17 protein-coding genes are annotated in these 20,990 nt (G+C 74.5%); 5 read left to right on the top strand and 12 right to left on the bottom strand.

Features of this window, described 5'->3' with window-relative positions:
* Positions 1-43: 43 nt before the first annotated feature.
* Positions 44-589, bottom strand: a complete 546-nt coding sequence (locus tag JQN83_RS23685) for a hypothetical protein (RefSeq protein ID WP_208569345.1) — start codon at positions 587-589, stop codon at positions 44-46.
* A gap of 101 nt (positions 590-690) precedes the next feature.
* On the opposite strand from JQN83_RS23685, the gene JQN83_RS23680 reads away from it, so the two are divergent.
* Together JQN83_RS23680 and JQN83_RS33305 are read left to right on the top strand one after the other, a co-directional pair.
* A complete protein-coding gene (locus JQN83_RS23680) occupies positions 691-1,485 on the top strand; it encodes an SAM hydrolase/SAM-dependent halogenase family protein (protein ID WP_208569344.1) in 795 nt (264 codons plus the stop codon).
* Between the two features lie 24 nt (positions 1,486-1,509).
* Positions 1,510-1,770 carry a CPCC family cysteine-rich protein gene (locus JQN83_RS33305; protein WP_307799628.1) on the top strand — a complete coding sequence of 87 codons (261 nt, stop codon included), beginning with the start codon at positions 1,510-1,512 and terminating at the stop codon, positions 1,768-1,770.
* Between the two features lie 57 nt (positions 1,771-1,827).
* Here the strand turns inward: JQN83_RS33305 and JQN83_RS33300 are convergent, their stop codons facing one another.
* Positions 1,828-3,186: a DUF8814 domain-containing protein gene (locus JQN83_RS33300; protein ID WP_244253049.1), complete on the bottom strand. Its 1,359-nt coding sequence runs from the start codon at positions 3,184-3,186 to the stop codon at positions 1,828-1,830.
* A 109-nt stretch (positions 3,187-3,295) separates the two neighbouring features.
* On the opposite strand from JQN83_RS33300, the gene JQN83_RS23665 reads away from it, so the two are divergent.
* Both JQN83_RS23665 and JQN83_RS23660 read left to right on the top strand, forming a co-directional pair.
* Entirely contained in the window at positions 3,296-4,117 is an 822-nt protein-coding gene (locus JQN83_RS23665) for a zinc finger domain-containing protein (RefSeq protein WP_208569343.1), read from the top strand.
* Positions 4,118-4,306: 189 nt separating this feature from the next.
* On the top strand, positions 4,307-7,903 hold the full coding sequence (locus JQN83_RS23660) for a hypothetical protein (protein WP_208569342.1): 3,597 nt from the start codon (positions 4,307-4,309) through the stop codon (positions 7,901-7,903).
* Between the two features lie 199 nt (positions 7,904-8,102).
* Here JQN83_RS23660 and pspM read toward each other — a convergent pair whose 3' ends face one another.
* The 4 genes from pspM to JQN83_RS23640 all read right to left on the bottom strand — a co-directional run bounded on the left by pspM (position 8,103) and on the right by JQN83_RS23640 (position 11,147).
* Complete coding sequence (gene pspM, locus JQN83_RS23655; protein ID WP_208569341.1) at positions 8,103-8,891, bottom strand: phage shock envelope stress response protein PspM; 789 nt, start codon at positions 8,889-8,891, stop codon at positions 8,103-8,105.
* Between the two features lie 23 nt (positions 8,892-8,914).
* Entirely contained in the window at positions 8,915-9,787 is an 873-nt protein-coding gene (locus tag JQN83_RS23650) for a PspA/IM30 family protein (RefSeq protein ID WP_208569340.1), read from the bottom strand.
* A gap of 184 nt (positions 9,788-9,971) precedes the next feature.
* Positions 9,972-10,406, bottom strand: coding sequence for a helix-turn-helix domain-containing protein (locus tag JQN83_RS23645; protein WP_208569339.1), 435 nt, complete (start codon positions 10,404-10,406; stop codon positions 9,972-9,974).
* 165 nt (positions 10,407-10,571) lie between these two features.
* Positions 10,572-11,147, bottom strand: coding sequence for a CinA family protein (locus tag JQN83_RS23640; RefSeq protein WP_208569338.1), 576 nt, complete (start codon positions 11,145-11,147; stop codon positions 10,572-10,574).
* On the opposite strand from JQN83_RS23640, the gene JQN83_RS23635 reads away from it, so the two are divergent.
* Complete coding sequence (locus tag JQN83_RS23635) at positions 11,146-11,487, top strand: hypothetical protein (RefSeq protein WP_208569337.1); 342 nt, start codon at positions 11,146-11,148, stop codon at positions 11,485-11,487. The two genes, JQN83_RS23640 and JQN83_RS23635, sit on opposite strands and share 2 nt — an antisense overlap.
* A gap of 99 nt (positions 11,488-11,586) precedes the next feature.
* Here JQN83_RS23635 and JQN83_RS23630 read toward each other — a convergent pair whose 3' ends face one another.
* From JQN83_RS23630 to rimO, 6 genes are all read right to left on the bottom strand, one after another.
* Positions 11,587-12,252: a response regulator gene (locus JQN83_RS23630; RefSeq protein ID WP_208569336.1), complete on the bottom strand. Its 666-nt coding sequence runs from the start codon at positions 12,250-12,252 to the stop codon at positions 11,587-11,589.
* A 132-nt stretch (positions 12,253-12,384) separates the two neighbouring features.
* Complete coding sequence (locus JQN83_RS23625) at positions 12,385-14,397, bottom strand: GAF domain-containing sensor histidine kinase (RefSeq protein WP_307799625.1); 2,013 nt, start codon at positions 14,395-14,397, stop codon at positions 12,385-12,387.
* Positions 14,398-14,442: 45 nt separating this feature from the next.
* Entirely contained in the window at positions 14,443-14,904 is a 462-nt protein-coding gene (locus JQN83_RS23620) for a hypothetical protein (protein WP_208569335.1), read from the bottom strand.
* A gap of 230 nt (positions 14,905-15,134) precedes the next feature.
* The gene (locus tag JQN83_RS23615; RefSeq protein WP_208569334.1) at positions 15,135-18,326 is read right to left on the bottom strand and encodes a hypothetical protein; all 3,192 of its coding nucleotides are present in this window, start codon (positions 18,324-18,326) and stop codon (positions 15,135-15,137) included.
* Positions 18,327-18,623: 297 nt separating this feature from the next.
* Positions 18,624-19,211: a CDP-diacylglycerol--glycerol-3-phosphate 3-phosphatidyltransferase gene (gene pgsA, locus JQN83_RS23610; protein ID WP_208569374.1), complete on the bottom strand. Its 588-nt coding sequence runs from the start codon at positions 19,209-19,211 to the stop codon at positions 18,624-18,626.
* Between the two features lie 77 nt (positions 19,212-19,288).
* Positions 19,289-20,830 carry a 30S ribosomal protein S12 methylthiotransferase RimO gene (rimO, locus tag JQN83_RS23605; RefSeq protein WP_244253048.1) on the bottom strand — a complete coding sequence of 514 codons (1,542 nt, stop codon included), beginning with the start codon at positions 20,828-20,830 and terminating at the stop codon, positions 19,289-19,291.
* Between the last annotated feature and the right edge of the window lie 160 nt (positions 20,831-20,990).

Below are 20,990 nucleotides of genomic sequence, written 5' to 3'. Positions count from 1 at the left end.
TCGGGGTGACCCCACCGGCGTCGACCGGCCCGGGCTGCGGCAGTCAGCCGAGTTTGGCCAGTACGTCGTTGTAGCGCTTCTGCTCGGCGGCGCTGGTCCGGGTGCCCAGGTAGTTGAGCACCACCGCACCCGACCGGTACGCCTTGGTCCCCCACACGTCGGTCTGGTTGGTGGCGCTCGCCTCGTCGGGGAAGACGTAGACGGAAACGGCGTCGGTGACGAGCAGTTGGGCGCAGCCGACCCCCGCACCGTTGGGTCCGCAGTCCTTGGACCGGTCGCGCGGGTCGGGCGCCTTCAGGCCGGCGGCCGTGAACGCGTCGACCACCTTGCGGGCGGCAGGGGCGCTGGTCTTCTTCGTCGGCAGCACGAACGGCGGGGTGGAGGGGCTCTCCCGGGGGGTGGTGCCCGGCTTCGCGGTCTTCGGCGGTCCGTCCGCCGGGGCGGCCTCGGTGGTGGCCGGGGCTTTCGACCGGCCGTCGGCCCACGCCCCGCCGTCCCGCTCGTCGGCGGGGTCGTCGCCGCAGCCGGCCAGGGCCAGGGCGACGAGGACGGTGGCGGTCGTGGACAGGATGCGAAGGCGTTTCGTCACCCCGGCAGTCTGCCGAACCCGCTGCGGGGACGGCACCGGCCGGTCGGCCGATCGGGGTGTCCGGTCAGTGATAGTCGGCCCGCCGCACTAGCCTGCCGGGCATGGCCCCGTCCCCCTGGATCTCGCTGACCACCGACTACGGGCTCACCGACGGGTTCGTGGCCGTCTGCCACGGGGTGATCGGCCGGATCGCCCCGACCGCCCGGGTGATCGACGTGACCCACCTGGTGCCGCCGGGGGACGTCCGGCGGGGTGCCGCGGTGCTCGCCCAGGCCGTGCCGCACCTGCCGTACGGGGTGCACGTGGCGGTGGTGGACCCGGGGGTCGGGACGTCCCGGCGGGCGGTGACCCTGGTCACACCGGGCGGGTTGCTGGTCGGGCCGGACAACGGGGTGCTGCCGGCGGCGGCGCAGGCGTTGGGTGGGATCACCTCGGCGGTGCAGTTGACCGCGCCGGGGTGGCTGGCGGCGGAGGTGTCGGACACCTTCCACGGCCGGGACGTCTTCGCCCCGGTGGCGGCCCGGTTGGCTCTCGGTGACCCGCCGGCCGACGCCGGGCCGCAGGTCGACCCGGCGTCCCTGGTGATCCTGCCCCCGCCGGTGCTGCGCCGGGAGGCCGACGGGTTCACCGCCGAGGTGCTCAGCGTGGACCACTTCGGCAACGTGCAGCTCGCCGCCGGGGCGGACCTGCTGGCGTCGTTGCCCGCGGCGGTGCAGGTCGACGGTCGACCGGCGGTCCGGGGGCGGACGTTCGGGGATGTGGCACCCGGTTCGCTGGTCGTGCTCGTCGACTCCGCCGGCCTGGTGGCGGTGGCCCGCAACGGGGGTCGGGCGGTGGACCTGCTCGGGGTGGCCCCGGGGGCCACGGTCACGGTGCGGGGGCGTATCAGGGGGTGAGCTGCGCTCCCTGGCCGACGTCCGGTGTGGAATGCTGCTGCGGTGGGTGAAGTGTGGGTTCCGGTGGGCTGTCCCTGTTGTGCGTCCCGGACGGGTGGGGGCACCTGTCCGGTCTGTTTCTGGACCGATGACGGCCAGGGTGACGCCGATGCCGACGTGGTGCGGGGCGGGGCGAACGGTGAGCTGAGTCTCACCCACGCCCGGCTGAACTTCGCGGTGTACGGCGCGAGTCACCCCCGCTACCAGGACATGGTCCGCCCGCCCCGCCCGGACGAGCGGCCCTGAGCCGACCCGCCCCCTGACCCGGCCGGGTCGGGGAGGGTCCCGTCAGCGGTGCACCGGTCAGCAGGGTGACACGGTGCCGCCGTACACGGTGGACACGTAGGCGTGGCTGACGTACTGGCCGCCGGCCAGCCGGTTCCACCGGTTGGTGGTCCGGTACGTCCCGGCGACCGTCTGCCCCTTGACGTAGCACTGGATCGGCACGTTGGCGTGCGTGGCGGCCAGCCCCCGGGTCGGGTACGAGGTGCCGGGGCCGGTACGGACGTTCAGCGGCCCGGAGCCGATCACGCCGCGCGGGCCGGAGCCGGTCCACAGGTAGGTGACGTCCACCCAGGCGTTGTCGGTGAGCAGCAGGCCGTCCCAGAAGGTGCCGTCGGCGAGGTCGATGCCGGCCGGGTTGAGCACGGTACGGCCGAACTGGTCCTTGCCGCCGTTGTAGCCGTACTGGTAGGCGGCCTGCGCCTCGGGGCGGCCCTGCGGCAGGTCCTTCCAGTTCTCCCGGACGGCGGCGGGGTTCCAGTAGTCGTCGCGGGTGTTCCACGGGCCGACGTCCCACACCGGCGCGTACTCGCAGCGGCTGCCGCTGGTGGTGCAGACCCGCACGGTGTAGTCGCCGGTGTCGAGCGGGGAGAGCCCGCGCCGGGACGGCAGGGCGACGAAGTGGTCCCGGGGTTGGATGGTGCGACCGTTGGCGGTCACCCCGCCGACCTCGCCCTCCCGGGTGGCGAAGACCCGGTAACTGCGTACGGCGGTGGGGGCGGGTTTCTGGACGGCGGCGGTGTCGGCGGTGAGCTGGACCGCGCGTACCGTGGCGGCGGCCTTCGCGTCGCGGGTGGTGAGCAGCACCCGGGCCTGGACCCGGCTGACCGGCCGGTCGAAGGTGGCGGGGGCGGTGCCGGCCTCCCGCCACTCGGTCCAGCCGGTGGGCAGCCAGCCACGCACCTGGACACCGACGGCGGTGCCGGTGGGGGCCTCGGCGGTGAGCGCGGCGTGGACCCGGTTGGCCGGGCCGGCGAGGGTGTACGCGGGGGCGAGCAGCACTCCCTCGGCGATCGGCGCACCGAGGGCGGCGGGCCGGTTGTGTCGGGTCGGGCGGGGGTCGGCCAGGCGTAGCCGGCCGGCACCGAACCGGACGTTCACGTCGTCGCCGCCGACGACGGTGAGGTCGACGGACCAGTGTTCACCGGTGGTCGTCGTGCCGCTCTGCCGCCCGGACCGCGACGGATCGGGGGCGGACCGGTCCAGGCCCGACCGATCGGGGGCGGAGCGCTGCACTGTGGGACCCGACCGGTCGGGCGTGGAGCGGCCGGGGGCGTGGGGTGCGGCGTACGCGGTGGCCGGGGCGAGCGCGCCGACCAGGGTCACGGTCAGCAGACCGACCAACAGGGACGATGAGGCACCACGAGGGCCGAAAGCCATAATATTCTCCTCAGAACTCTCTAATAGTGCATTTTTTCGTAGATCGACAGGAAGCGCGCTACAAATAGCGATACATGCGAATTCTGCTCGGACGAGGGAGAATGCTGGGGTGCCCGAAGGAGACACCGTCTGGAACACCGCCCGCGTCCTGCACCGGGCGCTCGCCGGCACCCGGCTCACCGGCAGCGACTTCCGGGTGCCGACGCTCGCCACCACCGACCTGTCCGGCTGGACGGTGCGCGAGTCGGCCAGCCGGGGCAAACACCTGCTGCTCCGGCTGACCGCACCCCCGCAGGCAGCCCCGACCACCGCCTGGACGCTCCACTCCCACCTGCGGATGGACGGCGCCTGGCGGGCGTACGCCCCGGGGGAACGGTGGACGGGCCGGCCGGCCCACCTGATCCGGGTGGTGCTGCGCAGCCCGGAGGCGGTGGCGGTCGGTTACCACCTGCACGAGCTGGCCCTGCTGCCCACCGCCGACGAGGAGCGCCTGCTCGGGCACCTCGGCCCCGACCTGCTCGGCGACGACTGGGACCCGGCCGAGGCGGCCCGTCGGCTCGCCGCCGCGCCGGAGGTGACCATCGGGGAGGCGCTGCTGGACCAGCGCAACCTGGCCGGGGTGGGCAACCTCTACAAGTGTGAGCTGCTGTTCCTGCGCGGCCTCTCCCCCTGGACGCCGGTCGGCGCGGTGCCCGACCTGGCCGGCACGGTGACCCTGGCCCAGCGGTTGCTCGCCGCCAACCGGGGCCGGTGGACCCAGAGCACCACCGGCTCGCTGCGCCGGGGGCAGACCAGCTACGTGTACGGCCGACGGGCCCAGCCGTGCCGCCGCTGCGGCACCGCCATCGCCAAGGAGGAGCTGGGCGAACGGGTCACCTACTGGTGCCCGACCTGCCAGCCGCCACCCGCCCCGACCCCGGCGGCCGGCTGAGCGGGCGCGACCGACGCCGGGTCACCTCCCGTCTGGCGGGACGACCCGCAGACACGGACGAATGGGTAATTCCTATCCGGCCGCCGACGTCGCATGCTGCGGTGGAGTGCTCACCGTTCGTGACCATCGGATGCGACCGCCCACCACGCCGGGGTGTGGGGCGGCGGGTCCCCGTGCCCGGGGAGAGCCATGGCCCTGTTCCGCAGACTGCGACCACACTGGACGACCCGGGTCGTCCACACCGAACGGCCCACCGTGCCGGCGGCCCGCACCGGCGCAGCCGGTCCCACCCCGGCGAGCCTCGACCCGGCCGCCGTGCCGCACTACTTCGGGCCGGTGCCGAACTTCGCCGGCAGCCCGCTGCCGGTACCCGACCCGCAGGGCCGGGCGGTCACCGGCACCGGGCTGCGCAAGTTCGTCGACGCACTCCCCCAGCCCGGCCCCGCCGGACGCACCGAGCTGGGTGGTCACCTGCCCGTCGCCACCCCGGACACGGTCAGCTGGCCGGGCTGCGACTACTACGAGATCGGGCTGTCCGAGTACACCCAACGGTTGCACCGGGACCTGCCCACCACCCGGCTGCGCGGCTACCGGCAACTCAACCTGGGCACCGACCCGGACGGGCACAACACCGTCGCCCCGCCGGAGCGGCCCTACCACCTCGGGCCGTTGATCATGGCGCGGCGGGACCGCCCGGTACGGATCAAGTTCATCAACCAACTCCCCACCGGCCCGGCCGGGGACCTGTTCCTGCCGGTGGACACCAGCCTCCCGGGCGCCGGGGCGGGGCCGCTGGAGGGGCCGGCGCCCTACCCGCAGAACCGGGCCGTGTTGCAGTTGTCCGGCGCGCACACCGGCTGGATCAGCGCCGGCAACCCGTGGCAGTGGGTGACCCCGGCCGGGGAGATCACCCCGTACCCGACCGGGCCGGGCCTGACCCACGTGCCGGACATGCCGCCCCCCGGGGCGGGGGCCACCACGCTCTACTACCCGAACGCGCAGAGCGGCCGGCTGATGTGCCTGCAGGACAACACCCTCGGGTTGTCCCGGTTGACCGTCCTGTCCGGCCAGTTCGCCCTCTATCTGCTCACCGACCCGGTCGAGGACGGGCTGGTCGCCGACGGGGTGCTCCCCGCCGAGCAGCTCCCCCTGGTGATCCAGGACCGCACCTTCGTCCCCGACGACGCCCAGCTCGCCGCCGAGGACCCCACCTGGGACCGGGACCGCTGGGGTGCCCGGGGCAACCTGTGGCACCCGCACGTCTACCAGCCCTGGCAGGACCCGTACCGGGACTGCGGGCGCAACCCCACCGGGCGCTGGGACTACGGCCCGTGGCTGCCCGGCGCCGACGACCGGGACGCGCCCCGGGTCGGCCCGGTGGACAACCCGCACCACGATCCGGTGGCCGCCCCGCAGGAACCCCCGCAGGCCCCCGGGGTGCCGCACCCCAGCGCCGTGCCCGCGGCCTACGGGGACACCATGCTGGTCAACGGCGTCGCCTACCCCTACCTGCGGGTACGGCCGACGGCGTACCGGTTCCGGATCGTCAACGGCTGCGCCGACCGGGCCCTCAACCTCCAGCTCTACCGGGCCCGTTCCGACGGGCCGATGTGGCGGGCCGACGGGAGCCTCGCCGACGCCGACGCCGGTGAGGTGCCGATGGTGGACGCCGTGCGTACCCCCGGCCGGCCGGCGGACTGGCCCACCGACGGCCGCGACGGCGGGGTGCCCGACCCGGCCGCCGCCGGCCCGCCGATGATCCAGATCGGCAACGAATGCGGGCTGCTCCCCGCCCCGGTGGTGGTGCCCAACCGCCCGGTCGGCTACCGCTACGACCGCCGCGACCCGACGGTGCTCAACGTGGACTCGGCCGCGCTGCTGCTCGCCCCCGGCGAACGGGCCGACGTGATCGTCGACTTCTCCACCCTGCCGCCCGGGGCTACGGTGCTGCTCTACAACGACTGCCCGGCCCCGCTACCCGACGCCGACCCCCGCTACGACCGGCACACCGCCGCCGGGGACCACCGCGCCGAGGGCGGCGGCCCCACCACCCTGCCCGGGTACGGCCCGAACACCCGTACCGTGCTCCAGTTCCGGGTGACCGGCACCCCGACCCGCCGGTACGACCTGGACCGGCTCGCCGCCCGGCTGCCCGCCGCGTACGCGGCCAGCCAGCGCCCCCCGATCGTGCCGCAACGGGAGTACGACCGGGCGTTCGGCACCACCACCACCCCAGGGGTCGTCGCCCCCGCACACGCCACCTCGGCCACCTTCACCCCACCCGGCGCCGCCGCAGCGGTCACCCTGCCGGTCCAGGTGAAGACCGTCGGGACGGTCTTCGAATCGGAGTACGGCCGACGCGCCGGCCGGCTCGGGGTGCCCCACCCGAAAGCCAGCCCGCTCGGCCCGGTGACCCTGCCGCTCGGCCCGACCGAACCGGCCACCGAGATCCTCGTCGCGGCCGACCCGACGGCCGGCGCGGACGAACCCGCCGACGGCATCCAGCTGTGGCGGATCAGCGGCACCGGCCGGCAGACCCATCCGGTCCGCTTCGACGGCTGCGACGTGCAGGTGGTCCACCGCATCGGCGGCGACGGCACGGTCCGCGCCCCGGACGGCGGTGAGCTGGGCTGGAAACAGATCGTCCGGATCAACCCGGCCGAGGACCTGGTGGTGGCCCTCCGGCCCGAGGTGCCGCCGCTGCCGTTCAAGGTCGCCGACAGCCGGCGGCTACTCGACCCGACCCGACCGACCGGGGTACGCCTCGACGCCGTCGGTGTCAGCCCGTTCGACGGTCGTCCGGCGACGGTGGTCAACCATCTGGTGGACCTGGGGTGGGAGTTCCGCTGGTCCAGCGCCGCAGCGGGGTTGCGGGACCTGGGCATGAGCCGACCCCTGGTGCTGCGGGTCTCGCCCCGTGCACCGACCGGGTTGACCGCTACGCCGTTGCCCGGTTCGGCGACCGCGCTCCCGGCGATCGCGCTGGCCTGGACGGGCAACGGCAGCCGGCCGGCAGCCACCAGCCACCTGCTGCAACGGGCCACCGACGCCACCTTCGGCACCAGGCTGACCACCATCACCGTGGCGGGTACGGCGACCCGCTACACCGACGCCACCATCACCCCGGGGGTCACGTACCACTACCGGATCCGGACCGAGAACGCCGCCGGCTGCTCGGCCTGGTCGAACAGCAGCCCCGCGTCGGTACGCCTGCCCGCCCCGAGCGGACTGGCCGCGACGGTGCCGCCGGCCGCGCCCCTGCGGGTGGCGCTGCGGTGGGTGAACCGTTCCTTCGCCACCGGCCTCGACGTGCAGCGGGCCACCAACCCGACCTTCACCAGCGGTCCGGGCACCACCGCCGTGCCGGTGACCGACCGCCACCTCGATCCGGCGGTCGCCCCGGACACCACCTACTACTACCGGGTCCGGACCACCTACCTCGGTGCGGCGTCACCGTGGTCGACGGTGGCGGCGGTGACCACCCCGGCGGTGCCGGAGACCCCGACCAGGGTCGCCGCGACGGTCGGCGTCCCCGCGCCGGACACGGCGACGGTGTCGTTGACCTGGTCGGCGAGCCTGCCGACGGGGCCGGGGGCGGGGTTCGTGGTGCAGCGCGCGGTGGATCCGCAGTTCGCCCGGGAGGTGGCCAGCTTCACCGTCACCGGCCGGAGCTTCACCAACACCGGTCTGGCCCGGGGCGTCACCTACCACTACCGGGTCCGCTCGTTCACCGTGGTGGGCAACTCCCCGTGGACCGGCCCGGTGTCCGTTCACACCCCCCGCTGAGATCGACCGCCGACTCCGGCGGGCCACCCGAGGGACCGGCCGGGTGGGCGGGGCGACCCGGCCGGTCGCCGGTCGGTCGGACGCTGCGGTCGGCTGCCCGCCCGGGCGGGCACTCGGCCCCAGCCGGTGGTCGGCCAGCGGACGCCCCGGCCCAGCGGGTGGTCGGCCAGCCGGACGCCCCGGCCAGCGGGTGGTCGGTTCAGCGGGTGGGGGTGCGCAGGGGTTCGCCGACGGTGCGTAGTTCGGCCAGAGCGGCGGCGACGCCGTGCAGCAGGTCGGTCGCCTCCATCAGCCGGGCGGCGGCCGGGTCGGCGACGACCTCCGGTTGGGCGTCCTCGGCGACGTAGCCGGCGGCGGCGGCGACCAGCCCCTCGTAGGCGGTCACCCCGTCGACCAACTGGTCCCGCAGGGCCCGGTGGGCCTCGGCGAGCCGGGGCCGGGCCTCGGCCGGGGCCAGCCGCAGGGCGCGTTCCACGCCGGCCGTCCGGTCGGCCAGGTCCCGCAGCGACCGGTCGGCGGCCGCCGCCTCCGACACCGCCGGCTCGGCCAGGCCGGTGAGCCGGGGCGCGATCCCGGCCAGGGCGAGCGCGGCCCGGTCCAGCCGCGCCCAGGACTCGGCGGCGGAGGTGCCGCGCAACGCGAACCGGGAGCGGAACCGGCGGGCCTCGGCCAGCACACCGGGGCCGACCGGGAGGCGTTCGACGGCGGCGACCAGTCGGGCCCGGGACCGGGCGGCGACCTCGGCCGGGTCGAGGGCGGGTGGGACCGGGCGGGCGGCGAACGCCCGCAGGTCGATCCAGCGCCAGGCGGCCAGCGCGACGGCGCTACCCGCGGCACCGGCCCAGGCCGCGTCGGGCAACCCCAGTCCGGCGTACGGGGTCAGCACCGCTGCCGTGCCGGTGAGCCCACCGGCCAGGACGCTCCACCGGCGGGCGGAGCGCCGCAGCCGGCCCAGTCGACGGAAGTGTCGCGTTCGCTCGTCGGCCACCCGTACCTCCTCGTGCCGGCCGCTCAGCCGGCGGTGGTGTCCCCCACGCCGCGGTCGCGGCCCATGCTGGCCCGGATCTCGTCCAGCCGGGCGGCGGCGGCCGGGTCGGCCGTCGGGGCGGCCGGCTGGGCCTGCTGCTGCACCGCCGGCTGCTCCTGCCGGCCACCGAGCTGGTCACCGGCCATGCTGGCCCGGATCTGCTCCAGCCGGGACGAACCGGCGCTGTCCAGGGTCGACTTCTGGATCTCCAACATCCGCCCCTCGACGGAGTTGCCGGCCAGCTCGGCACGGCCCATCGCGTTGGCGTAGCGGCGCTCGATGCGGTCGCGTACCTCGTCCAGCGAGGGGGTGTTGGTCGGCGCGGTCATCGAGGACATCGACTCCAGCGAACGGGCCACGCTCTCCTGCATCTTGGCCTGTTCGAGCTGGCTGAGCAGCTTGGTCCGCTCGGCGAGCTTCTGCTGGAGGATCATGGAGTTGTTCTCGACCGCGCGCCGGGCCTGGGCGGCGGCACCGAGCGCCTGGTCGTGCAGGGTCTTGAGGTCCTCGGTGGCCTGCTCGGCCGAGACCAGCTGGGTGGCGAGCACCTGGGCGGACTGCTCGTAGCGACCGGCCTCGACCTCGTCGCCCTTGGCCCGGGACTGGTCGGCGAGGACCAGTGCCTGCCGGGCGTTGCCCTGGAGCCGCTCGACCTCGGTCATCTGCCGGGAGAGCTTCATCTCCAGCTGCCGCTGGTTGCCGATCACCGCCGCCGCCTGCTGGACCAGCGCCTGGTGTTGACGCTGCGCGTCCTCGATGGCCTGCTGGATCTGCACCTTGGGATCGGCGTGCTCGTCGATCTTGGCACCGAAGAGCGCCATCAGGTACTTCCAGCCCTTGACGAACGGGTTCGCCATCTCCGCGGTATCCCCTCAGTAGCGTCGCTGCGCCTCGGCCACACCGGGGCCGGACGGGCCGGACGGAGCGCCCCATCGTCGCAGCCCGACGCCAACAGGGTCGTTCGGGCTGCGGGAGTGCTCCGGCGACCTGCGATCAACACTACGCGGCGTCGGCCACCCCGGCCACGGGACCGGACGGGGGTCAGGCGGCGCAGACCACGTCACGGTCGCTGGGACGGACCCGGGAGCTACGCAGGGTGGCCTTCAGCGGGGAGTCCTGGCGGACCGAGACGGCGACCGCGCCGTCGGTGGTCACCTGACGCACGCCCCGGCCGGTGGCCTTGCGCACACTCCCGGCGGCGGCCGGGTCGTCCTGCACCGGCATGAGCACGCCCGGCAACTGCTCGGCGAGCGCGACGGTGTCGCTCACCTCGCGCAACAACTCGGACAGGCGGGCACCGAGCGCGTCACAGATGGCGGCGAGCAGCTCGCTTGAGGGTTCCTTCTGGCCGCGCTCGATCTCGGACAGGTAACCGAGGCTGACGTTGGCGGCGGTGGAGACCTCGCGCAGGGTGCGGTGCTGACCCTGGCGGCGCGCCCGAAGTGCGTCACCGATCACCCGGCGTAGCAGGACCATCGCACCTCCCCCTGACGGGATTCACTCTCCGGGCGGATGGTCGCCCGCGCCGGACGCGGTGGACCGCGCCGCCGCCGACGCCGTACGCCGGAGCCTTCCCGCAACCGTACCCGTTGGTGGGCCCGGCGACATCCCACCCCGGCTGTCGGATCTGGACAAGGCTGGTCAGCGACGGCCCGCACCGGCCGGGGGGACGGTGGCCGTCGGCCCGGTGCGCGGGCCCGGCCCGGTTTCCGGGAAGGCCCGGTGGATCCGCGCCGCCACCAGGCGTAACGCCTCGATCACCGTGGCCGCCCGGATGTGCTCCCGCCCCCCGTCGAGGTCCAGCCGACGGACCACCGGGCCACCCGGGCCGGCCACCGCGACATAGACCAGGCCGACCGGTCTGCCGTCCTGCGGCTCGGGACCGGCCACCCCGGTGGTGGCCAACCCCCAGTCGGTGGCGCAGCGCCGCCGACCCCCCTCGGCCAGGGCGATGGCCACGTCCGGATCGACCGGCCCGCGTTCGGCCAGCAACTCCTCGGGTACGTCGGCCAGCTCCGCCTTCAACTGCGTGGCGTACGTCACCAGTCCACCCCGGTAGACGGCGCTGGCTCCGGCGACGTCCACGATCGCGGCGGCCAGCAGCCCGCCGGTCAGGGACTCGACGGTGGCCAGGGTCTGCTGCCGCTCACGCAGGCTGTGCACCACCCCCGCCGCGGGGCTGCCCACCGGTTGCTCGTACTTCGCATCGGTCCCCATGCCGTCCTCCTTCCCCGAGTCCATCCCGCTACTCATGCTCTCCCACCTGATCATCGCTGCCGGTGCCGGTGCCGGGGCCGGTGCCGGGGCCGGGGCCGGTGCCGGGGCCGGGGCCGGGGCCGACGGCCCGCCGGGGTGGGCGGGTCCGTCAGGGCTGGTCATGCTGTCCCACCTGATCATCGGTGCCGGTGCCGGTGCCGACGGCCCGCCTGGGTGGGCGGGTCCGTCAGGGCTGGCGGGGCTGCCGGCCGGGCGGGTCCGCCGGGGCCGGCGGGTCCGCCGGGGTGGGCGGGTCCGCCGGGACGGGCCGGCCAGCCGGGGCCGGCGGGTCAGCCGGTGAGGCCGGGCGGGTCAGCCGGTGAGGCCGGGCGGGTCAGCCGGTGAGGCCGGGCGGGTCAGCCGGTGAGGCCGGGCGGGTCAGCCGGTGAGGCCGGGCGGGTCAGCCGGTGAGGCCGGCGTCCCGGGCCAGCAGGGCGGCCTGGACCCGGTCGGCGACGCCGAGCTTGGCGAAGACCGCCGAGAGCTGGTTGCGGACCGTCTTCTCGCTCAGCCCGAAGTGCCGGGCGATCCGGGCGTTGGTGTCACCGGCGGCCAGCCTACGCAGGATGTCCCGCTCCCGGGGGGTGAGCCGGTCGAACGGGGGCGGCAGCTCGACCGGCTGACGGCGCAGGCTGGTCAGCACCTGTGGGCCGATCCGGGGGCCGAGGACGAGCCCGCCGCCGGCCACCGTACGCAGCGCGTCGACGATCACGTCCGGGTCGGTGTCCTTGAGCACGTAACCCCGGGCACCGGCCCGCAGCGACCGGCCGACCACGTCCTCGTCGTCGGACATGGTCACCATCAGCACCCGGGTCTCCGGTCGGGCCTGCACGATCCGGCGGGTCGCCTCCACGCCGTCGCCGTCGGGCAGCGCCACGTCCATCGCGACCACCCCCACCGGCTCGGTCAGCGCGATGCCGACCGCCTCGGCACAGGTGGCCGCCTCCACGACGCCGTCGACCCAGGTCTCGCCCTCCAGCATGGTGCGCAGGCCACGGCGGACCACCGGGTGGTCGTCCACGACCAGCACCCGCACCGCCCCGCCACGAGCCCCGTCTCCCGTCACTGCCCTCCCCCTCCCGCCGAGCCTTCCTCCCCCCGACCCCCACCCGCCCCACCCCGCTCCGGATCCGGCCCGCTCGCGGTGATCAAGAGGTTCGCGTCATCCTCCGGGCGAATTCTGACGCAAACCTCTTGATCACCGGGGGCAGGCGGGGTGGGGGCGGGCGGGAGGGGTGGGGGTGGGGGGTGGGAGGGGGAGGCGGACTCGGACCAGGGTGCCGTGCGGGGACCGGTCGACGAACTCGCAGTCGCCGCCCAGTTCGGCGGCCCGTTCCCGGATCGAGTCCAGGCCCACCCCGCCGGGGCGGCGGGCGACGATGCCGGTGCCGTCGTCGGACACCTCGACGACCAGCGCCCGGCCCCGGCGCACCACCACGTCGCAGCAGGTCGCCCCGGCATGCCGGGCCGTGTTGGCCAGCGCCTCACCGACGATCCGGTACGCCGCCACCTCGACGGCGGCCGGCAACCGGTGCAGGGCGTCCGCGACACTCAACCGGACCGTCAGCGTCGGACCGTCGAAGCGCTGGCACTCGGCCCGCAGCGCCGACTCCAACCCCCGGTCCAGGGCGGCCGGACGGAGCTGGTCGACCAGTTGGCGTACCTCGCTGGTGCAGGTGAGCAGGTCGTCGGCGAGCCCGTCGAGGATGCGGGTCAGCCGGTCCTGGTCGGCGGTGGCGAGTTTGCGGGCCGCGCGTACCTGCATGGACATGCCGGCGAAGGTCGGACCGAGGCCGTCGTGCAGGTCCCGACGCAGCCGACGGCGTTCCTCCTCCCGGGCCGTCACCAGGCGCTCCCGGGAGTCCCGCAGGTCACGGATGAGCCGGGCGGTCGCGGCGGCCACCGAGGCGTGCATCGCGACGTCACTGAGCAGCCGCCGCTCGACCGGGGTGAACCGGGTACCGGCTGCCCGGCGGGCCACCACCAGCCGCCCCACCCACTCCCCGTGGGTCACCATGTCGAAGCGTTCCAGGGCGGTGGTGGCCTGGCCGTGCGCGGCGTGCACCCGGCCGGGCCGCCCGTCGTCGGCATGCTCCCCGCCGAGTTCCACCGCCACGTACGGCACCTGGAGCGAACGGACGATGGTGCCGGTCAGCAGCGGCAGCACCGCCTCCGGCTGGACCGTCCGCTCCAGCAGGTCACCGAGGCGGGCCAGCACCGCGTACGGCTCGTCACGGTCGCCGTAGAGCAGCCGGTTCACCCCACGCTGCACCCGGTGCCGCAGCGGCTCGAAGGTCACCGCGATCAGGCCGGTGGCCACCAGGGACGCGTTCGACGTGTCCCCGCGCAGCACGAGGTCCCGCAGCAGCGCGACGACCCCGACGAAGGCGGCGATCACCAGCAGGCTCATCACCAGCCAGACCAGGGTCCGGTTGATCACCTGTTCCAGCCCGTAGAGCCGGTGACGCAGCACCGCCAGGGTCATCGCGCCCGGGATCGCGATCACCATCAGCACCCACGCGCCGGAGAGGTTGAGCCAGTCCAGCAGGAAGCCGAGCAGGAACAGCGCACCGGCGGCCAGCAGGCAGGCCAACTGCTGACGGGCCTCGCCGACGGCCCGCCGCCAGCGCCGGGCGAGCCCCACCAGCACGGCGGCCACCAGCAGCAACTCGACCGCGACGGTCAGCAGGGCGACCCGGACCAGCAGCCGCGCGGTCGGGTCGGCGGCCGTCGTGGCGGACAGCAGCAGGCCCCGGGGGTCGCTGGTGGCGGCCACCGCCAGCGCCACGGCCACCACCACCGTGGTGACCACCAGCCCGACCGCGACCGGCCGGAATCCCCGGCCCGGCAGCCGGCCGTCGGGGAAGACCAGCAGGGCCAGGAAGATCAGGCCGTACGGCGGCCACCAGAGCCACTGCCCCAGCCAGGCCAGCGGGGTGACCGCGGGCCAGCTCAACGCCAGCACCGCCGCCCCGGCGACGAGTCCGGCGGCCAGCATCAGCCGGCCCACCGGGTGACCGGGCAGCCCGGCGAGCACCAACCCGCCGAGCGCGGTGAACGCGACCGCGATCGTGCCGGTCAGCGCCGCCGGCCCGAGCGCCGCCGGCTGCGGGTACCACCACTGCCCGGCCAGGACGAGCCCGGCGACGACCAGGCCCGCCCCGGCCAGGACCCGGCGGGACGGGGACAGCGCGGCGATCGGCGACGGCACGGCAGGCCCTCCGGGGGTTGGTCGTCGGTGGTGGGATCGGGTGGGTCAGTCGGCCCAACCGGCGGCGTGCATGGCGTTGTGCAGCCAGTTGCCGGAGTCGTGTTCGAGGTGTTCCGGCAGGGCCCCGATGATCTCGGACAGGTCCGGGTCATCGAGGCGGGGCAGCTCGGACAGCGCCCGCTCCAGCGAGATCCGGGAGCGGACGAGCACGTCCGGGTGATCGTGGACGTACTGCGTCACGTGCGCGACCACCGTGGCCAACCGGTTCCGGACGGCCTCCGGCTCCGCCGGGCCGGTGCCGGCCCGCAACTCCTCCAGCCGCCAGTCGGCGGAGAAGACGGGGTGCAGCCGTCGGCCGGTGACGTCGAAGAACTCGACCGCCCCGGCGAGCTTCTCGCCGAGGTCGGCGATCGACAGCAGGTCGGCCAGGTTCTGGTAGACGTGGCAGAACGTGTCGTTGGTGGCGATCAACAGGATCCGTCGGTCGTCGCCAGCGCTCAGCGTCATGATCACTCCTTGGATGCCGGTGCGTGGACGGCGGGGCGGGTCTCCCGGCACCCGCCCCGCCGCAGCGTAGGTGGTCGACCATCCACAGTGGCACCGCCGGGTGGACCGGCGGTCGTCGGTGAACGGTCGAACCATCGTCATCCAGGGGTCGTCCCGCCGACCCGGGACATTCGTCCCGGATCGGCGGGACCGATCGGCGTCACCCGGCCACGTCGGGCGTCCGTGGGCGGTCAGCCCGCCGGATGCATGCTCACCGTGGTCGCCCGGGTCATGTCGGTCGCCGCGGTCACCTCCGGCAGCCCCTCGGTGTGCCCGCCGGAACGCACCCGGGACGACCAGTGGTCGTACCGCTGGCCGAGCTGGCCGACCCGGACGAACGCCGCGCTGGCCAGGCAGGCGCTCAGCGGGTCACGCGGCTTGTCCGGCACGCTGGCCTGGACGCAGCCGGCACCGTACTGGCCCTGGTCACGCAGCGGGTCGAAGCCCGACCGCTCCCCCTCGCACGGATTCCAGTCGAACGTCTGGACGCAGTCGGCGTAGTTGTCCACCGCCTGCGCCATCGCGTTACGCAGGTGCTGGTGGCCCGACTGGTCGGCGTCACTACGCGGACGGCTGTAGTCGGCGGGCAACCCGTTGCCCCCGAAGAGCAGGCCGGCGAGGCTGTCGTCGAGTTCCAGCGCGGTGCCCCAGCCCAGCTCGGTGTACGCCTGCAACAGCCGCAGCGCGTCCGCGACCGCCTTGCCCTTCTGCCAGAGCACCCGGGACACCTCCCAGGTGTCGCTGCTCGGCGGGTTCGGCCCGGTGCCGGCCCGCATCACCCGGTAGAAGTACTTCTGCCGGCCGGACAGCATCGCGGCGGCCTTGCTGCGGGCCGACGTCGCCTGGGTGGCGACGACGGGGATCGCCGCCGACTCGAACGCCGGCTTGTACGTGCCCGCCCACCGGTCGGTGAGGTACTTGTTCTCGTCGTAGCAGTAGCCCTGCGGGATCGGGGACCGGACGTCCCACGAGCAGAACGTGCCGATGGGGAACACGCGGGTGGCGGTCTGCACCTCCTGCCAGTCCCCGCCGGCCCACTTCACCCGCGACCGCAGGGTGATCTGGAGGTCGCCGGTGGTGGTCTGGAACCGGGGCCCCTCGTGCTCCTCCACGTTGACGAAGTTCGCGTCGTAGCAGGTGGAGAACTCCGGGGCGTGCCCCGGCGGCATGGCGTGGCGGGCCAGGTGGAACGCGTTGGGCAGGTTGCTGCGGCGTACCGTCGACGGGATCGGCCGGCTGACCCGGCTCGCGGTGCACCCGCCGATCGACTCGGCCTCGGGAATCCGGTTCGCGGCCGGGATCTCCTGGTCCGGGCTGCCCCACATGTCGTGCACCGGCAGGGTGTCGCTGCCGTTCCAGACCACCGCCTTGCGCACGTTCTCCACCTGGGCGTTCCAGCCGGCGACCGCGGTGCGGTAGTCGGCCATCAGCGCGGTGAACAACGGGTTGGTGCCGCCGTCGGCGGCCGGCTGGCTGAACTGCCGCACCCGCTCGTTGATGGTCCGGCCGGTCTCGGCGACGGCGTCGCCCCGCCCGGCGGCCACCTGGGCGGCGAACTGCGGGTTCTCCAGTTGCAGGATGTTGTAGACCCGGGCGGCGGTGGTCCAGGCGGCGGCGTTGGCGACCGGGCCGACGGTCCAGGTGCCACCGACCCGGTTACGCGCCCACTGGCCGAGGTAGTTGATCGAGCCGGCGGGCAGGTGGGTGTCGAGCACGCTGACCGGGTCGGCGAGGCTGGTCCCGGCCGGCGCGGTGAAGGTGCCCTCGTCGGAGGCGTTGACGGTGGCGAAGGTGAAGGTCGGCGACTCGGCCTTCGGGTAGTAGGTGCCCAGGTAGTCCGGGATCGGCTGCCCGGTGATCTCCTTGTGGTGCACGTACGTGGTGATCACCTGGTTGAGCTGGCTCTTGGCGATGTTCTCCAGGGCCACGTGGGTGGCGAGCGCCATCGAGTCGACCTTGCGTTCGATGGTCTGCAACTGGGTGGCGATCCGGCCCAGGTTGGCGCGTACCTCGTCGAGGCCCTTGGTGAGCGCGTCGAGCTGGGCGACCAGCCCGGCGTACATCTCCTTGAGCGCCGACTCGATCCGGTCGAACCGCTTGTCGATGCCCTTGGCGAGCCGGTCGATCTGCTGGCGCAGCTTGCCGATCTCCGCCTGGATCGCGGCGTTCGGGTCACCGCCCCCGGCGAACAGACCGATCAGGCTCACCGCCGCGCCGAGCAGGTTGCCGGTCAGCACCGCCGTGCCCATCGCCGTCGCGGCCATGGTCAGCCCCTGCCCGAGCACCGTCGTCACGTACGTGTTGATCGCGGTCACCGAGGTCACCACGGCCTTGCCGATGGTCTCCAGCTGCTTGCCGAACTTCTTGTCGACGAAGCCGACCAGGGTGGACAGCACCGTGACGGTGGACCCGAGCCCTTCGAAGATCTTGCGGTTCGACTCGGTCTTCGCCTTCTCCGCGTCGACCACCGCCTGGCTCGGCTTCGGGTCCTGGTTGAGCGGGTACGTGTTGGCGTAGCCGACCACCTCGGTGATCCGGTTGTTGCCGTCGGTGTCGAGCACCTTCAGCGTCGCGTACGCCCGCTCCTGCACCAGCGCCTTGAAGGCGGTCGGGTCACCGCGGACGTCGCGGATCGCGGACAGCGGCACGTAGTAGCCGAGGGTGCCGGTGTTGCCGTCGGCGCGCGGCTCGTGGATCCGCGCGGCCAGCAACCCGTCGACCGGGGTACGCACCCCGGTGCCGGTCCGTCCCGCGAAGGCGCTGTCCCAGCCGGTGGCCAGCGCGTCGTCGGTGGCGGCCCGCCGGTGCAGCTCCCGCCAGGTGTCCTGGACCAGGTCCCGGGAGCGGGCGTTCCACGCCGCGTCCTGGTAGCCGCCCCGGACCAGGTTCAACGCGTCCGGCACCACGTTCGCGCCCTCCGCGCCGACCGTGCTGGCCAGGAAGGCCCGCACCGCCGGGCCGGTGGTCACCGCGCCGGTGGACTCGCCGAGCCGGGCCAGCACCGCCATCGCCACCGCGAACCGGGACCGGTCCTCGGCCCGCGCGTCGCTGACCGCCGCGTCGGCGACCGCCCGGGTGGTGGTCACGTGCCCGGCCACCTGCGTCGCGTCGGCACCCGGCTGGCCGGTACGCCAGTCGAGTAGTTCAGCGGTGAGCAGCGCGTCCTTCAGCCCGACGGCCCCGGCGTCGCGTAGTTGCACGACGGCCCCGAACAGCGCCCCGTGCACCGCCTGCTCGTCGAACGGCACCGGGTCGGCGGCGCGGGCCGGACTCTGGTGCATGGTGACCGCCAGCACCGCCGTCAGGCCGGCCGCCCACAGCCGGCGGCTGCGCCACCCGCCGCCCGGGGACCGTCCCCGGGCATGTCTCGTCGCTGTCCGCACCGCTGCTCCTCCCGCCACCGGGCGCAACCCCGCCCGCCGTCGCCGGGCGTCGACCCGGTCGGGCCGACGCCGCACCGGGCCACTGGGGCCGGTGCGGTGCCGACTCTGCTGGGCGGAGCGTCCCGGGCGGCAGGGACAGCCGTCCCGCCGCCCCGGGATTGCGGCGGGGGGCCGGGAGCCGACGGGGGCGGCTGCCGGGATCGACGCCGGCTACGCGCGGGCCGCGCGGTGCGGGCTGCGGGGCCGGGAAGTCCCGGTCAGGGGCGGGACGGCGGCTGCGGGGCCGGGAAGTCCCGGTCAGGGGCGGGGCCGGCGCAGGCGCAGGGCCTGGGCGACGTAGTCGAAGCCGGTGACCACGGTGACCAGCACGGCGGCGGCCATGATCCAGGGGCCGACGGCGACCAGGGCGGCCGGCATCGGCCACAGGTACCAGGCAATGGCCAGGATCTGCAACGCCGTCTTGAGCTTGCCGCCCCGGCTGGCGGCGATCACGCCGTGCCGGATCACCCAGAACCGCAGCCCGGTGATGCCCAACTCACGGACGAGGATCAGCACCGTCACCCACCAGGGCAACCGGTCGTAGACGGACAGCAGCACCAGGGCCGCGCCGGTGAGCGCCTTGTCGGCGATCGGATCGGCCACCTTGCCGACCGAGGTGACCAGACCGAACCGGCGGGCGATCCAGCCGTCCACCAGGTCGGTCATCGAGGCGAACGCGAAGATCAGGCAGGCGGCGATCCGCCACCCGGTGTGGGTCATCCCGGAGGCGACCACCGACGCGGCGAAGACGGGCACCAGCACCAACCGCAGCAGGGTCAGCCCGTTGGCCGCGTTGAGCACCGGCACCCGGGCCACCGGCGGCGCGGACTCCGCCGCCCCGGTCACCGCCGCGCCCCGCTCCGGTCGTCGAGGCCCACCTGGCACCGCCCCACCTGGCTCCCCCGCTCCGTCCGGGCCCACCGTCACCGTTCCGCGCCGGGCGCCGCCGAGATCATCTCATCCGGCACGGCCACCAGGTCGACGCCCTCGGTCGCGGTGACCGTGGCCCGCACCAGGTCACCGGGGCGCAACGCGGCCAGGTCGACCCCGCCGCCGACCGGGGCGACCAGGGTGGTCGAGCCGTCGACCTCGGGGGCCTGGTGCGCCGCCCGCCCCTCCACCACGCCGTCGTCGACGGTGTCGACGAGCACCTCGACCGTGCTGCCGAGCCGCTCCTCGGCCCGCTGCGAGCACAACTCGTCGGCGAGCGCGGCGAGCCGGTCGTAGCGGCGCTTGACGGTGGCGGCGGAGAGCTTGCCGGGCAGCCCGGCGGCCTCGGTGCCGTCCTCGTCGCTGTAGTCGAACACGCCGATCGCGTCGAGCCGCGCGTCGGTCAGGAACCGGACCAGCTCGGCCACGTCCTGCTTGGTCTCGCCGGGAAACCCGACGATGAAGTTGCTCCGCGCACCCGCCTCGGGGGCGAGGGCACGGGCGCTGGCCAGCAACTCCAGGAACCGGTCGGTGGAGCCGAACCGGCGCATCCGGCGCAGCACCGGCTCGCTGGAGTGCTGGAACGACAGGTCGAAGTAGGGGGCCACGCCGGGGGTGGTGGCGATCGCCTCGACCAGGCCGGGACGGGTCTCGGCGGGCTGGAGGTAGCTGGCCCGCACCCGGACGATGCCGTCGATCGCGGCGAGCTGCGGCAGCAGCTTCTCCAGCGCCCGCGGGTCACCCAGGTCCTTGCCGTACGACGTCGAGTTCTCGCTGACCAGCACCAGCTCGCGGACGCCGGTCTTGGCCAGCCACTCCGCCTCGGCGAGCAGCTCGTCGGGGGTACGCGAGACGAACGCGCCCCGGAACGCGGGGATCGCGCAGAACGCGCACCGCCGGTCGCAGCCGCTGGCCAGCTTCAGCGAGGCCACCGGGCCGGTGTCGAGCCGACGGCGCAGCACCTGCCGCAGGTGCGCCGGGGTGTGCGCGTCGGTCTCCGGCGCGACCCGGGTGGGGGTGCCGTGGCCGGGCAGCGACACCGCCGACTCCCGCCGGGCGACCGGGGTGAGCGGCAGCAGTTCGCGCCGGTCCCGGGGGGTGTGCGCGCCGATCGCCTCGCCGGCGAGCACCGAGTCGAGCCGGGCGGCGATGTCCGGGTAGTCGTCGAAGCTGAGCACCGCCTGCGCCTCGGGGAGGCTGTCGGCCAACTCCCGGCCGTACCGCTCGGCCATGCAGCCGGCGGCGACCACCTTGGCCCCGGTGTCGGCGGCGGCGAGCAGGGTCTGGATCGAGTCCTGCTTGGCCTTCTCCACGAACCCACAGGTGTTGACGACCACCACGTCGGCACCCTCGCCGTCGGTGGTGACCTGCCAGCCGTCGGCGTGCAGCCGGGCGGCCAACTCCTCCGAGTCGACCTCGTTGCGGGCGCAGCCCAGGGTCAGCAGGGCGACCCGTCGGCCGTCGGCGGACGGCGGCGCCAGGTCGCGGCGGGGCGTCGGGCCGGCGTTGTCAGGCGTGGGGGTGGCAGACACCATCCGAGGGTACCGGGCGCGGGAGCGGGCCCGACCGACGGCGGCGTGCGGTGTAGGCCGGTTCACCCCGCCGCCCGGCCCATCGTTGATCAAATGACGAAAATGCGCACGACACGCCGGGAACACTCGCCGGAATTGCAATCCGATCATGGCGCACCCGCCC

The organism is Micromonospora antibiotica, from assembly GCF_017599305.1.
GTDB classification, from domain to species: domain Bacteria; phylum Actinomycetota; class Actinomycetes; order Mycobacteriales; family Micromonosporaceae; genus Micromonospora; species Micromonospora antibiotica.
The sequence above is the reverse complement of the archived record's forward strand: the minus strand, read 5'-3'. Positions and strand labels throughout refer to the sequence as shown.